General features: G+C 62.4%; 13 protein-coding genes and 1 pseudogene. 4 read left to right on the top strand and 10 right to left on the bottom strand.

The window, feature by feature from the left end:
• Positions 1 to 179 (top strand): annotated as a pseudogene (locus tag C449_RS19030) (ArsA family ATPase); the annotation flags it as partial.
• A 766-nt stretch (positions 180 to 945) separates the two neighbouring features.
• Here C449_RS19030 and C449_RS15665 read toward each other — a convergent pair.
• From C449_RS15665 to C449_RS15655, 3 genes are all read right to left on the bottom strand, one after another.
• Positions 946 to 1,536 carry a DUF7110 family protein gene (locus tag C449_RS15665; RefSeq protein WP_006079018.1) on the bottom strand — a complete coding sequence of 197 codons (591 nt, stop codon included), beginning with the start codon at positions 1,534 to 1,536 and terminating at the stop codon, positions 946 to 948.
• A gap of 93 nt (positions 1,537 to 1,629) precedes the next feature.
• The gene (locus tag C449_RS15660; protein ID WP_006079017.1) at positions 1,630 to 1,974 is read right to left on the bottom strand and encodes a glutaredoxin family protein; all 345 of its coding nucleotides are present in this window, start codon (positions 1,972 to 1,974) and stop codon (positions 1,630 to 1,632) included.
• Positions 1,975 to 2,165: 191 nt separating this feature from the next.
• Positions 2,166 to 2,495: a 2Fe-2S iron-sulfur cluster-binding protein gene (locus C449_RS15655; RefSeq protein ID WP_006079016.1), complete on the bottom strand. Its 330-nt coding sequence runs from the start codon at positions 2,493 to 2,495 to the stop codon at positions 2,166 to 2,168.
• 139 nt (positions 2,496 to 2,634) lie between these two features.
• Here C449_RS15655 and C449_RS15650 point away from each other — a divergent pair, with 139 nt between their 5' ends.
• Complete coding sequence (locus C449_RS15650; RefSeq protein WP_006079015.1) at positions 2,635 to 4,005, top strand: geranylgeranyl reductase family protein; 1,371 nt, start codon at positions 2,635 to 2,637, stop codon at positions 4,003 to 4,005.
• Positions 4,006 to 4,066: 61 nt separating this feature from the next.
• Here the strand turns inward: C449_RS15650 and C449_RS15645 are convergent, their stop codons facing one another.
• The 4 genes from C449_RS15645 to C449_RS15630 all read right to left on the bottom strand — a co-directional run bounded on the left by C449_RS15645 (position 4,067) and on the right by C449_RS15630 (position 6,775).
• Positions 4,067 to 4,258, bottom strand: coding sequence for a hypothetical protein (locus C449_RS15645; protein ID WP_006079014.1), 192 nt, complete (start codon positions 4,256 to 4,258; stop codon positions 4,067 to 4,069).
• Between the two features lie 22 nt (positions 4,259 to 4,280).
• Entirely contained in the window at positions 4,281 to 5,216 is a 936-nt protein-coding gene (locus C449_RS15640; RefSeq protein ID WP_006079013.1) for a hypothetical protein, read from the bottom strand.
• Positions 5,213 to 6,391, bottom strand: coding sequence for a DNA primase small subunit PriS (priS, locus tag C449_RS15635; RefSeq protein ID WP_006079012.1), 1,179 nt, complete (start codon positions 6,389 to 6,391; stop codon positions 5,213 to 5,215). The genes C449_RS15640 and priS overlap by 4 nt, the downstream gene beginning before the upstream one ends.
• Before the next feature lie 75 nt (positions 6,392 to 6,466).
• On the bottom strand, positions 6,467 to 6,775 hold the full coding sequence (locus C449_RS15630) for a lycopene cyclase domain-containing protein (RefSeq protein WP_193790601.1): 309 nt from the start codon (positions 6,773 to 6,775) through the stop codon (positions 6,467 to 6,469).
• Between the two features lie 106 nt (positions 6,776 to 6,881).
• Between C449_RS15630 and C449_RS15625 the strand changes: the two genes are divergently transcribed.
• Positions 6,882 to 8,024 carry a CBS domain-containing protein gene (locus tag C449_RS15625; protein ID WP_006079010.1) on the top strand — a complete coding sequence of 381 codons (1,143 nt, stop codon included), beginning with the start codon at positions 6,882 to 6,884 and terminating at the stop codon, positions 8,022 to 8,024.
• 305 nt (positions 8,025 to 8,329) lie between these two features.
• Here the strand turns inward: C449_RS15625 and radB are convergent, their stop codons facing one another.
• Positions 8,330 to 9,079, bottom strand: coding sequence for a DNA repair and recombination protein RadB (gene radB / locus C449_RS15620; protein WP_394295356.1), 750 nt, complete (start codon positions 9,077 to 9,079; stop codon positions 8,330 to 8,332).
• Between the two features lie 62 nt (positions 9,080 to 9,141).
• Here radB and C449_RS15615 point away from each other — a divergent pair, with 62 nt between their 5' ends.
• Positions 9,142 to 9,873, top strand: coding sequence for a hypothetical protein (locus tag C449_RS15615; protein WP_006079008.1), 732 nt, complete (start codon positions 9,142 to 9,144; stop codon positions 9,871 to 9,873).
• Positions 9,874 to 9,891: 18 nt separating this feature from the next.
• Here C449_RS15615 and C449_RS17630 read toward each other — a convergent pair whose 3' ends face one another.
• Both C449_RS17630 and larC read right to left on the bottom strand, forming a co-directional pair.
• A complete protein-coding gene (locus C449_RS17630) occupies positions 9,892 to 11,535 on the bottom strand; it encodes an ATP-dependent nuclease (protein ID WP_080504951.1) in 1,644 nt (547 codons plus the stop codon).
• A gap of 41 nt (positions 11,536 to 11,576) precedes the next feature.
• Positions 11,577 to 12,881: a nickel pincer cofactor biosynthesis protein LarC gene (larC, locus tag C449_RS15600; RefSeq protein ID WP_006079006.1), complete on the bottom strand. Its 1,305-nt coding sequence runs from the start codon at positions 12,879 to 12,881 to the stop codon at positions 11,577 to 11,579.
• Positions 12,882 to 13,004: the final 123 nt, after the last annotated feature.

The following is a 13,004-nucleotide window of genomic DNA, read 5'->3' as shown; positions in this document are numbered from 1 at the left end:
CGACCTACCTCCGCGAACGGTGTGCGACCGAGCGCGAGCGCATCGCCCGGATCCGCGAAGACTTCGCCCAGCCGGTGGTGGCGACCATCGAGACGCGCGTCGAGGAGGTCAGAGGCGAACTCCTCGACGAGGTCGCTGCCGAACTCGAGATCGGGGTCGTGGCCACCACCGGCGGGTAATGATAGCGACAGCGCCTCGGAACACAAGGGTTGACGAGACCGCGGATATTGGCGAATATCTCACCCACTGCGAGAGGGACAACGGGAGCCTTCGTCGGCTGGATAGTTCCGTCTCCATCGATAGTTACGTCACTGCTTCACTTCCGGCCGAAGGTGGGTAGCCAACTCGTGCTACAATCGCCAATCGATCCCGAGAGATGTGTGATCCTTCAGCTGGTGATTTCAATTACTGGCTGAAAACCTCGATTGAGTCGTAGTATTCTTCCGGATCCCAATCTCGGATCCACGACTCCGCAACTACTCCCGACACGAACCCAACTACGAAAGCCAGAATTAGGTACTTCATTTTGATCCTCTTCCTCTTAGCGCCACGAGGAGCTATCCTTTTCGCTCTCCCGAGTTCCCGATCTCGGCATTCTGTCGGGGGTAAAGTGGCGTGATGAGCTCGCGTGGGTGAGCAGCGTGGGTCAGTTCCGAGATCCCGATCGGCCAATAGAATTATACTCACAACCTCCACATGAAACGATGGGCATCTGGGAGGATGGCGTACATCTCAACATGTGTCCAGCATCAGTGGAGGGGGAGACACCTCCTCCCCCTTGAGGTTGTCTGGAATGTGTGTGGGTCAGTTACGGCAGTGTGCCGTCGCTCGTTCTGAGTTTGCCAAAACCAAGGCCGTCAGTACTCGTTCACGTGGAGAACCCATATTACACGGGTTATCGGCATTTCCCGAAGTGTTCCCCGCGTCTTATTCTCTGGCCGAGAGTTAATCAGAGATGAACTTGTTGTCCCGCCAGTCGACACCCTTGCTCGCAGCCGGACCTTCGGTAGGGTCCTCGACGACTTCGAGGGAGGCCGGTCGCTCCTCGCCGTCGACGATCCGGGTGGCTTCGAGCTCGTCGTCGACCGCGGCGATCGCTGTCAACGTGCCTTTTTCGGCGATGCGGGCGATTTCGCGTAGCACTTCGAACATCGAGTATTGAAGCGCGGTGTTCTGGAGGACGGTCTCGCGATCGCCCTTAAAGCAGGCGTACTCGACGAGTTCGGAGGGCGGTGGTTCCTCGTCGTCACCCGGGCCGCCGCCCCACTGGGGACCGCCAGGATGGGGTGGCTGCTCATCTTCGGGGAGTTCCTCGTAGACCCGATTTTCGGTCACGCTGGCTTTGAGCTGAGCAGTCGGTGTGTACTTGCTGATGGAATCGTCGGCGGCGACCGCACGGACGATCAGCGTGTTGTTCCGACGGGTGAAATCGATCGATTCGACGCCCTCGGGGAGGTCGGGATCCTCGAGGAACTCGTGGACGTCTTCGAGGGGCAGTTCGAGCGTGGAGTGGAGCTGGAATACGCAGTTGGTCATGGTGTTCCCGGCAGTCGGGCGTGCTGCCGACGCTGCCCGTCCGACGGGAAGTACGCACTCCGGACGTATATTCCCTGCCTTTCGACTGCGGCGTCAGCCGGTCGCGAGCGTCGTCTCGAGATCGCCCCGTTCGTCGAGTTCCGCGAGCACGTCGCTGCCGCCGACGAACTCGCCGTCGACGAACGTCTGTGGGGTCGTCTCCCATCCGCTGTGGCGTTCGAGCGCGACCCGGTACTCGTCGAGCGATTCGAGCACGTCGACGGTTTCGAACTCCTCGCGGTACTGGCTGACGAGCCCGAGCGCGCGGTCGGAGTAGCCACACTGGGGCATCAGCTCGTTACCTTTCATGAACAGCACGACCTCGTACTCGTCGATGGCGGTGTCGACGCGTTCGTTGACCGCTTCCTGATCGAGTCCGTCGCCGCGTTGAAACGCCATACGTGTCTTACTCGCCGTCGCCACAAAGACGTGTCGCCGCCTGGGTCGCGTTCGTCCCTCAAACAGTCTCGTCCAGTAGTGGGCTATCGAATGGGACAACGGATGTGCCAAACCGACGAAAACAGGTCAAGCCGGTAGTCTGATTCGTGCCAGTGACCAATCTTCGCCGACCAGTAGGCAGTAGGCGCTTTTCAATCGTCGGCCGGTGCGGGGTCACCGCCGGCGATGGCGTCGCCCTCGATGCTCGGTGGATACTTGCCACGATCGAGTTTGAGGTCCGAGAGCGGACGGGCCATGCAGGTCAGCGCGTACCGTTCGGCCTCGGTGTCGGAGAGACCGCGCGCCGCCGGCTGTGTCACCTCGCCTTCGAGGATCTCGGCCGAACACGCGAGACACATTCCGACACGGCAGGAGTACTCCTGGGCGATTCCCTCCTCGATGCACCGACTCAGGATGGTCTCCTTCTCGGAGACGGTGATCGATTCGCCGGTGCCCACGAACTCCACAGTATGGTCGGTCATACCCGGTGTGCGTGGGGACCCGATAAAGTCCTTTACCTCTCTCGTTGACGTTCCGCCCCACGACCGAGCGCGGACACCGGGAGAACGACCGTCGGGACGTTGGAGAAGAGTTTTCCACCCGCCCCGCAACCACCCACCAATGACGACCTACGAGCCGGACGTCGCCATCGTCGGCGCTGGCACCGGCGGCTGTTACGCCGCGGCGACGATCGCACGGGCGGGCTACGACGTCACGATCGTCGAACGGAAATCACCAGACGAAGCGGGCCACATCGCCTGCGGCGACGCGCTCAAGGGGGCCGACGCGTTCCCCGAGGCGATCCCGAAGTCCGCCATCGAACCCGCGTTCACGAACACCGACGTCGATCACGGCCGGTTCGAGATCCCTCAAGAGAACGCCGTCCTCGACATCCCAGTACCAGGGGAGCTCGCGGTCATCGACCGCCTGGAGTACGGGAAGCTCATCATCGACGGGGCCGAGCGGGTAGGCACGGAGATCCACTACGACACGGTGGTGCAGGACGTGATCCAGAACGACGACGGACGGGTGACGGGTCTGCGCGCCACCCGCCAGGGCGATCCGGTCGAGTACCGTGGCGACGTGGTGATCGACGCCGCCGGCGCGCTCTCGATCCTCCAGGACAAGGCCGATCTCGGGAGCGCGACCTTCGACACCAACGTCAGCTACTCGCAGTTCTCCTCTGCCTACCGCGAGGTCCTCGAAGTCGACGAACCCGTCGAGTGGGACGACGCACTCGTCCTCAAACCCACCGAGCGCGCCGCGGGCTATCTCTGGTACTTCCCGCGGACGAGTACGCAGATCAACGTCGGGCTCGGGTTCCAGATGGGTGAGGAACCGATGCAGCTCGTCGAATCGCTGAAACGCGACCTCCGGAATCGCCCGGAGTTCAAGAACGCGACTGTGGTCGACAAACTCGGAGCCGCCCTCCCCACGCGCCGACCGTACGATTCGGGGGTTGCGCCTGGCTTCATGGCGATCGGCGACGCCGCCGGCCACGTCAACCCCACCACCGGCGGCGGAATCGCGGGCGCGGCCTACGCCGGGAAGTACGCGGGCGAGGCAGCGATCGAGGCGATCGAGACCGGTGACACGAGCGAGGCCGCCCTCTGGGAGTACAACGAGCGCGTGATGGACCACTTCGGCGGGCGCTACGCCGCACTCGATGTCTACAACATCCTCGTTGGCGCGACCGGCCTCGACGACCTCATGGGACTCTTAGCGACGCTCCCCGCCGAGAAGCTCTCCGACGCGCTCTACTCGGGTAGCGCGAACCTCGGCCTCGGGCTCAAACTCCGGACCGCAATCAAGAGCTTCGGCCACTGGGGGACGCTCTACGACCTCTACGAGACGAAGGGCCAGGCCGACCGCCTGCTCGATCACTACGAAGACTACCCCGATCATCCGAACGAGTTCGACGCGTGGCAGGCCCAGCGCGACGGCCTGATGGACGTCATCTACGCCACGACCGGCGCGGACGCGAAGTACTGAGGACGACTCATCGGCGGGGACGAGCCCAGGAGTAGTGCGGTTCGAACGTTGGTTCGTGATATCAGAGATCGGCCTGTGAGAGCCATTCGACGGCAGCGAGCACGAACCACAGCATCCAGATCGTGAAGACGACGAGCCACGCGCCGTACTCGACGACCGGATGTGAAACGAGAACGTACGCCGACACGAGCACTGCCGTGGCGGCCGCGAGCGCAGTGAGGTTTCGACGGTTGAAACCGAGGATCGGGTGCATCGATCGACGTGTACCACACCGCCTATTCGAGCTGTTCGGCCGCGTCGCGCTCCAGCAGCGGGGTCGCGTTCACTTCGGGGAGCGTAACCACGTCCTCGCTCGCGAGATGGTAGGTCCGCTCGTCGACGCCCATGATCTCGCCGACGTCGCGCGTGATCCGGACGGTGGTCCGGTCGGTGTCGTCGGTCGCCCGCTGGGCGGTTTCGCTGCCCGTATCGGTGGCTCCAGCCGGCGCGCGATCGGGATCGGTTGGCGGCTCGTCGGTCGGTGACTTGTCGCTCGTCGATGCGTCCGCGGTCGTGTCCGCCGTGCCGCCCATCGCGTCGGCCGCGGTGACGCCACCCTCAGCCTCGCCCGGTGCTGTTCGTCCAGTCGTTCCGTCGCTAGCCTCGATACCGCCATCCGGTTCGGCGGTGCCGGCAGGCTCGACAGCAGCGCCGGTTTCGGCGGGGTTCGAGTCGTCGCTACCGACTCCAGCAGCGCCACCCCCGTCGGTCGGAGCCGGGCCCGTCGCCCCGTCCGGTGGGGTCGGCGAGTCGGTCTCGGCCCCATCGTCGGAGGCAGCCTCGTCACCGGCGAGCACGTCGTCGAGGACGTGCGCGCGGTTCGACTCGATCGACTCGACGAGCGTCTCGAACAGTTCGCGCTCCTCGCTCGTGAGTCCGTCCTCGTCGGCTGGCATCCCGGCGGCGTCGAGGCTGGCGAGCTTGACGAGCTTCCCCACTCGACGCTCATAGATCGCTTCGACGGTGTTCTCGGCGGTCTCGATGTCGTCGGTCAGCCGGCGGACCTCGGGCGCGGAAAACGGGTCGTCGGCCGCGGCGGCTGCGCGCTCGCGCTCGGTGCGAAGCTCCTCGACGAACGCGCCCACCTCGGCGTAGAACTCCTCGCGGAGATGCTGGAGGCTGTCCTTTTGGCGCTCCTTGCTCCGCGCGGACTGGAGATCTCCGAGATTCATTCTTCGCCCTTCTCGGCGTGGCCGCGTGTCATCAGGAACACGCCGAGGTATTCACGGACCTCACGTGTGCCCGCCGGGAGTGTAAAGCTATCGCCGTCGAGTTCCACAGTCGTTTCCTCGTCGAGCTCGACCGTGATCTCCTGACCACGGAACGTCTCGGGGATCGTCTCGGTAAGTGGTTCGAACGCTTCGACGTGATCGCGGGCGATCGGGACGACGCGGAGGCCACTTCCCCCGTGGAGGCTACCGGGGAGTCGGATCAGCCGGTTCGTGTCGGTCGTCACGGGTTCGTCGATCGGGGCGTTGTCGGCCGCCACCACATCGGGGAGCAGCCGTTCCGCGAGGCCGTAGAAGGCGGGGTGGACGTCGATGTTTCCTGCTTCGATCGACTCGTAGTTGGTGCGTGCGGCGCGCAGCGCGGCCTCGGCCTTCCCCTCGCCGATCCCGTCGAACTCGCGGAGGCGGGCGATCGCCGCCTCGTCGTCCAGTTCCAGCAAGTCGTCGACGAACCCGAGGAGGTGGTGGTGGGCGCGCGCGCTCCACCCACCTTCGGTCCGGAGCGTGCGCTTCTGGGCCGGACTCGTCCGTCCGGCGGTCCCGCCGACTGCTTCCGTAGCGATGAGGCCGTCGAGATCGAGCCCGATCCCGCGGACGTAGTCCACGATCTCACGTCGGGCGTCGCGCTCCAGATCCTGAATTCCGTCGTCGCGAACGTGGACGTGGTATCCCCGACCGCCGGAGAAGACGACGTCGAGCTCCTGGAAATCGAAGTCATCTTCGAGGAAGTCGAGCAGTCGGAGGAGCGCGTCCTTGCACTTCTCGAGCATCTCCGCATAGGAGTCCTCGCCGAGTTCCACCGACGGGAGATGATCGGCGTCGAGGTCGAAGACGAGATCCGAGCCCTGCCAGCCCTTTTCTTCCATGTTTCCTGCGTCGGGGTCGTCGTACCGCCCCGCCGAGAAGTATACGTGACGCGGGCGTTCGCGTGCGAGGAAATCGCCGAGATCACCGAGATCGAGGATTGACTTGTGCCGGACCATCGTGGTGCCCGGACTGGAGGTCCACGGAATGTACCCCCACTCGCGCGCGTCGGCGTCGGGCGGCGGCGTCGGCTCCGTCCGGCGGTAATGATCCCGAAACCGCCCCCGGAGGTACGCGCGCGTTCGTTCTTCCATCTGGCACCTCCGTTCGGGAAACGTCGGCAAAACGTTGCCGCCTCGGTCCCGACGGAGGCTGCCGCGCGTCGTGGCTCAGTCGGTCGGTGGCCCGTTGACGAGTTCGTGGATGCCGACCACCAGCGCCGGGACGACGATCATGAAGATGTGTTCCTCGATCGGAATCCACAGCAGCTCGACGCCGGTGCGTAGCGGGATTTCGAACACGCCGACTTCGAGCGTGTACCAGTCCCAGACGTATGCAAGGGGGTAGAGCACGACGATGGTCCGCGCGGCGCGGCGGAGTGCGTCAGTCGCGATGAGGAGCGCGAGCGCGAGCGCGCCGAAGACGACCTCCGTCACGAGATACGTGTAGGGACCGAAGACGCCGATGTCCGGCAGCAGATCCGGTAACATCCCTGATCATACGTGGTCGGGAAGCAAATGCGTGGTGGGGGTTTCCGGCAAAGTGTTGATTACCCCCGGCAGCGAAGGTGGTGGAGTGAGTACGATGGATATTGCCGACATCGCGACCCCGGACCACGCCGAGGTCACGAGCGACGAGCGTCTCGGGAAAGTGCGCGCGATCTTCGAGGAGCGGAACCCGCGCGGGATCATCGTCGTCGACGACGGCGAGTACGCCGGCGTGATCACCCAGCGCGCGCTGATGCAGTCCCACGTCGAGGACTCGACGAAAGTGAGCGCGCTCGCCGATACGGCCCCAACCATCGACCGCACGGCGGGCGTTCGGGACGTCGCGCGGATGCTCGTCGAGGGCAACACCAAGGTCGCGCCGGTGTTCGAGAACGACGAGCTCTGGGGGATCGTCACCGCCGACGCGATCCTGGAGGCGGTGCTCGAACACCTCGACGCACTCGTGGTCGACCAGATTCACACCGACGACGTCATCACCATCACCGAGGATACTCGTGTGGGGCGCGCGATCAATCTCCTTCGCGAGCACGGCATCTCCCGGCTCCCCGTCGAGAACGAGGCGGGCTACCTCACCGGGATGGTCACGACCCACGACCTCGTCGACTTCGTAGTGCGCAGCATGGACCAGCCCACCGAGGGCGACCGCTCGGGCGACTCCGAACGGATGCTCGACATCCCGATCTACGACATGATGAACTCGCCCGTGGCGACGATCGAGGTCGAGTCCTCCGTCCGCGAGGCCGTCAAACGGATGCTCGAAAACGATTACAACGGCGTCGTGGTCACCCCGACGGACGACGATCGGACGGTCGCGGGCGTGCTCACCAAGACCGACGTCCTCCGTGCGCTTAGCTACACCGAGGACGAGCACATGGACGTCCAGATCACCAACATCGACCTGCTGGACACCATCACTCGGGAGTCGATCCGCGAGTCGATCACTCAAGTTTCTGATAAGTATCAAGAGATGCAGGTCCAGCACGCTCACGTCCGCTTTCACAAACACAAAGAAAAACTCCGTGGCACGCCGCTGATCCAGACCCAGATCCGCCTGCGGACGGATCAGGGCCAGGTCGCCGGCACTGGCGAGGGCTACGGCGCTGACAGCGCCTTCCGGGTCGCGCTCGACAAGCTCGAACGCAACGTCCTCGAACAGAAGGGAATCCGGAGCGACGCCGAACGCCAGGGCCAGCTCCTCCGGAAGCTCAATCAGATCTAGCAACACCCACTTTTTTACACGGGGTCCTCCCTCGCTCCCTGCGGTCGCTCGGTCGAACCCCGTCCAAAAGCCTGGACTGAAAATACCCGCTCACTCGCTTCGCTCGTTCGCGGTACATCTGCTAGTCCTCTCGACAACCGCCCCGCACAGCACCACAGAAGCCCTCGCTCGTTTCACTCGCTCGCCCTTCATCCGCCAGGAGAGCAAGCTCTCCTGAGCCTCACCTCACTTCGTTCAGTGAGACGCCAGGCCCGCACCGCAACCGCCCCACAACAGCCACCGCTCCGCATCTGCCACCGCAGCCGCTACACGTCCTCCTCGACGCCTTCGAGCCCCGTATCGGTGATCGCGAATCGAACGGTATCGCCGGCGGCTTTCGCGGGATGTTTTTCGAGCGTCGCACGCCGGTTGCCCGCCCGGAATCGTTCGAGCCGGACGATCACACCGGTGAGGTGGGCGAGCGTGTGGCCGCCGAGCGGTCTGGCGCGGCCCGATTCGGACTCGGGATCGGAAAACACTTGATTCGTGACGAGCACTGCGAGGTCGTGCCGGCGCGCGAGCCCGAGCAGGTGGGTGAGCTGACGACCCACTCGCCGGAGGGTCTCGCCGCTCTCCTGGGTAGTGCGCTCCAATCGGTAGAACCCCGTCGCGCTGTCGAGAACGATCAGCGACGCGCGCTCGGCGAGCTGTTCGGCGTCCCGGACCGCCTCCTCCTGCTCCGCGAAGTCCATCGCCTCGGAGATCACGATTCGCGAAGAGAGATCAGTGAGATCGGTGTCGCGTGCCCGCGCGATCTGCTCGAACCGCTCGGGTGAGAGCCCCTCGGTGTCGAGATAGCAGACCGTCCCACCATCGGCAGCGACGTCGACCGCCGCCGACAGCGCGATGTTGGTCTTGCCGGCCGCCGGCGGGCCGTACACCTGCGTGATAGCCCCACGGGACAGCCCGCCGCCGAGGAGGTCGTCGATGGTCGCACAGCCCGTCGGGATCGGATCGCTCACACCCACGATTCGCGCCTGCCGAACAAAAATGAACCCATCGGCCTCGTCGGTCATCCCGCTCTCCAGCCACACCACCCGGGTGAGCGTTTAATTGCGCCGGGTGCGAAGTCGGGGAAGTGATCGTCGTCGCCACCGAGGATTTCGAGGTCTACCACGGGGTCGTCACCGACCTCCGCGAGCGCGGAGTCGAGTTCACTACCGTCGAGCCCGGCGACGCGATCCCCGAGCGGGCGCGCGTGCTCATCGCCAGTCCGGACGACGAGTTCGATCCCGACACGGACACCGATATCGAACGCGTCGAGGCCGATCCGGAGGAGCCGCGCCGGGCAGTCGATCGGGCGCTCGCGACGCTGCGCGACGGCGGCCGAACGATCGTCGGCGTCGATCCGGGCGAACGACCAGGGATCGCGGTACTTTCGGGCGAGGTCGTCGTGGCGGCGTTCCACGTCCCGCTCGCCGACGCCGCGGGCGTCATCGCCGACGAGATCGCCGACGCGGCCGATCCCGTGGTCCGAATCGGCGACGGCGCACGACTCAAAGGAGCCTCACTCATCGACGACCTCGACGTTCCCGTCGAACTGGTCGACGAGACCGGAACCACGCCCTACCTCGGCACCGGCGCGCGCGGGATGGGCGACGTGCTCGCCGCCGTCAACATCGCACGGCGCTCGGGCGACCGGATCAGGGAGCGCACCGTCGAGCCCACAGTGGGCGAACTCGACGTGATCAAGGCCCGCTCGCGCGAACAGTCCGACGGCAATCGCGAGATCAACGAGGGGCTCGCACGGCGCGTCGCCGCCGGCGAACTGACGATCGAGGAAGCGCTTTCAGAACACCGGAGCAGATGACCTGTAAACGACTTTGGATCACCCTCGTTGTGCTTCCTGTACACAATCTCTCAAAAGTTCCTCCACAGGCTGTATGCTTTCTCCATTCTGGTACATGTGGTCCACAATCTCTCGACCATGTTTTAGCTTATCAAAGCTATAACCGTCATCCATTTCTGATTTTAATTTCTTCTCTATATCGTCGTACTCGCCAACGAAACTTTCATCAACTGATACGTAGCAGATCTCATTGATTGACTCGTGAGAATAGTAATTCTCTATTTCTCTACGGTCCAAAACATCACACATCTTGTCATATTCGTCAAAATTTGATTTGATATCTCTCACTTCTTTCTTCGGACCTTCCCCTTCACACTTCTGGTCACTATCGAGCAAAAGTGCGAATTTTCTATTTATTTTTTCTAGCTTTTCCGGATCACAGTGAACCAAGCTACCAGTTCCTCCAAGATGCTGGATCACAACGTTACAACTGCCCCAATCAGATATCACGTGACGCGCAATTTCATTAAGAATTGCAATGTCTGACGGCCCTTCAACGTAAATCACAAAGTCACTTTGAAGGAGATCACTGTTCCGAGCGCCAATTTCATCAATAATAGCGAATGTGTCTTCTTCGACAAGTTGGAAACTGGTTTCTCCAGATTCGCGGCGAACGACATGCATGGACGCATCCCTCTCTTGATCAATCATTGCCTGAGAGTGAGTTGAGATGCAAACTTGTCCCTCATTCGCGATTTCTTTTAGCGCACTCAACATTTTTCTTTCTGCGGCAGGATGAAGGAAATTTCCTGGTTCTTCAAAAAGCAAACAATAGCCTTCCCCGACCTGCATCTCAACGTAGGTCTGCATTAATGATAAAATGAGAAGACTACCAACACCCGAACCACGCTCAGCGATATCGACACTCTGATCGATGTATTCGTCTTTGATGCTGATTGTAGGCGAGATTGCTTTTGACAAACTCACTGGTCCTGGGTTAATCTCTATATGATCTATGTCGGCCATATGAGATTGCATCCTCTCAGTAAGGTCCTCGCTGACTATATCAGCGGTCGAAGTAAGGGATTCCGCAAGTTCGTCTGTTTTGTCCTGAAGAGAGTTGTCTTCCTCTATACCACCCTCCTTGAGAATTGGTTCAAGAAGCCGATTCAATACCGTTCCACCCTTAAGCTTCGTTTCTTCTCGCACGTCTCGTTCAGCTGATATCCAAATTGGATCCGGAAGAAAATGTTCCCAGAGATAGTTTCGGGACTGGGCTTTAGTGAGTCGGTCATCGTCAACTACTATTGCACCACTCGATAACTCTTCTCCATTCAAATATGTGGTAGCACTTGGCGTAGTACCTTTTCGATACTCAAATCTTCGTTTGATTTCAACTGTGTCGCTTTCAACTGTGTAGTCGTCGCCAAGAACCTCGTGAAGATTGTCGGGTATGCCAACACACGTTGTAGTGATCGTGATCTCATCTGTATCTTGCTTGTGGAATTGATCTGCATCTGGTTTGCTTTTCGCTAAAAAACAACGAATTGCCTCAAGCATTGAGGATTTCCCGGCATCATTCTTACCAATGAGTATATTAAGATTTTTTATATTGATACTTCCAGAGTTCTTGATCGATTTGAAATTCTCGACCTGGATACTCGAAATATCGAGTGTACTCATCGGTTGTTGACACTCAGCAAACAGTTAAAAATTTTCTGCTGTCATGACTTTATTCTCTCCTCCGCCTGACGCATGACTTCCCGCACCGCCACGTCCGTCTCGGCCGCGACCGCGGCCGCATCGTCGTACTCGGCGCTCACGTCGTACACCACGCCCACGGAATCGCTCGCGATCTTCACACCGACCTCGTACTCGCCCCCCTCGACCTCGACAGTGGCGGTTTCGAACGCGCGGTTGGCGATCCAGCGGTGGCGTGCGCCGGTCTCGCGCACGCCCAACGTCCCTGTCTCGACCGCGAGCCGGCGGGCCACCCGCTCGGCGTCCTCGGGTTTGACGACCACTTTCACGAGGTGGCCCGGTCGGGACTTCTTCATCGTGGTCGGCACTACCGACACGTCGCGCGCCCCAGCGGCTCGCAGACTGTCGTGGAGGCCGCCGAGCACTTCGGGTGCGGCGTCGTCGAGGTTCGTTTCGAGAACTCGAATGTCATCCTCGATCAGCCCACTCTCGCCGTCGCCGACGAGCGCTCGGAGCACGTTCGGGTGCTCCGGGAAGTCGTGATCGCCAGCGCCGTAGCCCGATCTCTCGATCCGGAGCGTGGGGAGTCGCTCCACCCCGTCGGCGACGTGGGCGAGAATCGCCGCTCCCGTCGGCGTGAGGAGTTCGGTCTCGACCGGACCACCCCGGAGTGACCAGTCGGCACGTTCGGCGATCTCGACGACTGCGGGGGTCGGCACGGGGTAGGTCCCGTGGCTCATGGCGACCTCGCCGCCGCCGGTCGCGAGCGGCGTGGTCACGACCCGCTCGACAGCGAGATCGTCGAGCAAGAGTGCTGCACCGACCACGTCCGCGATGGCGTCGTCCGCGCCGACCTCGTGGAAGTGCGTGTCGTCGAGATCGGTGCCGTGGACTGCCGCCTCGGCTGCGCCGAGGGTCTCGAAGATCGCGAGCGCGTCGGCTTCGACGCGGGGCGGGAGCGACATCGACTCGACGAGGTCGACGACCTCGGGGTAGCTCCGCGAGGGGCCGGCTCCCTCCGCGTGAGTGTGGTCGTGATCGCCGTGGTTGTGGTCGTGATCGTGACGATGGTCGTGGTCTCCGTGGCCGCCGTCTCCACCATCTACGCCGTCTGCGTCGTGATCGTCGCGCTCGCCGTCGGCGTCGAGAAGCACGTCGACCGTCGTCGCGCGGATACCGTTTTTCATCACGTCGTCGATCGCGTACCGAACGTCGAGTGCGTTCTCGACCGGCGTCAGCACGTCCGGGTCCGCACCGGCGGCGAGCAGCGCCCCACAGAGCATGTCACCGCTCGCGCCCATCCGCCCGTCGAAAGCCAGCGTTCGCATACCTGAACGCAGTCGGCTGGAGCGAAAAAGCGCCCGGTCGTTTGTCGCTGTCGTCGCCCTGTTAGACCCGACTCGCAGCGCAGGCAAAAGGCATAACTCCGCCAGTAACGGAGTACGAGCTAT

This window comes from Halococcus saccharolyticus DSM 5350 (assembly GCF_000336915.1).
Taxonomy (GTDB): domain Archaea; phylum Halobacteriota; class Halobacteria; order Halobacteriales; family Halococcaceae; genus Halococcus; species Halococcus saccharolyticus.
Note: the sequence above shows the minus strand (reverse complement) of the source record. Positions and strands in the feature narration are given on the sequence as shown.

Excerpts from the sequence above, each read along its gene's own strand:
- C449_RS15645 (WP_006079014.1), bottom strand. The coding sequence starts at position 4,258 with ATGCACCCGATCCTCGGTTTCAACCGTCGAAACCTCACTGCGCTCGCG.
- larC (WP_006079006.1), bottom strand. The coding sequence starts at position 12,881 with ATGCGAACGCTGGCTTTCGACGGGCGGATGGGCGCGAGCGGTGACATG.
- priS (WP_006079012.1), bottom strand. The coding sequence starts at position 6,391 with ATGGAAGAACGAACGCGCGCGTACCTCCGGGGGCGGTTTCGGGATCAT.
- C449_RS15665 (WP_006079018.1), bottom strand. The coding sequence starts at position 1,536 with ATGACCAACTGCGTATTCCAGCTCCACTCCACGCTCGAACTGCCCCTC.
- radB (WP_394295356.1), bottom strand. The coding sequence starts at position 9,079 with ATGACCGACGAGGCCGATGGGTTCATTTTTGTTCGGCAGGCGCGAATC.
- C449_RS15660 (WP_006079017.1), bottom strand. The coding sequence starts at position 1,974 with ATGGCGTTTCAACGCGGCGACGGACTCGATCAGGAAGCGGTCAACGAA.
- C449_RS15655 (WP_006079016.1), bottom strand. The coding sequence starts at position 2,495 with ATGACCGACCATACTGTGGAGTTCGTGGGCACCGGCGAATCGATCACC.
- C449_RS15640 (WP_006079013.1), bottom strand. The coding sequence starts at position 5,216 with ATGAATCTCGGAGATCTCCAGTCCGCGCGGAGCAAGGAGCGCCAAAAG.
- C449_RS15625 (WP_006079010.1), top strand. The coding sequence starts at position 6,882 with ATGGATATTGCCGACATCGCGACCCCGGACCACGCCGAGGTCACGAGC.
- C449_RS15650 (WP_006079015.1), top strand. The coding sequence starts at position 2,635 with ATGACGACCTACGAGCCGGACGTCGCCATCGTCGGCGCTGGCACCGGC.
- C449_RS17630 (WP_080504951.1), bottom strand. The coding sequence starts at position 11,535 with ATGAGTACACTCGATATTTCGAGTATCCAGGTCGAGAATTTCAAATCG.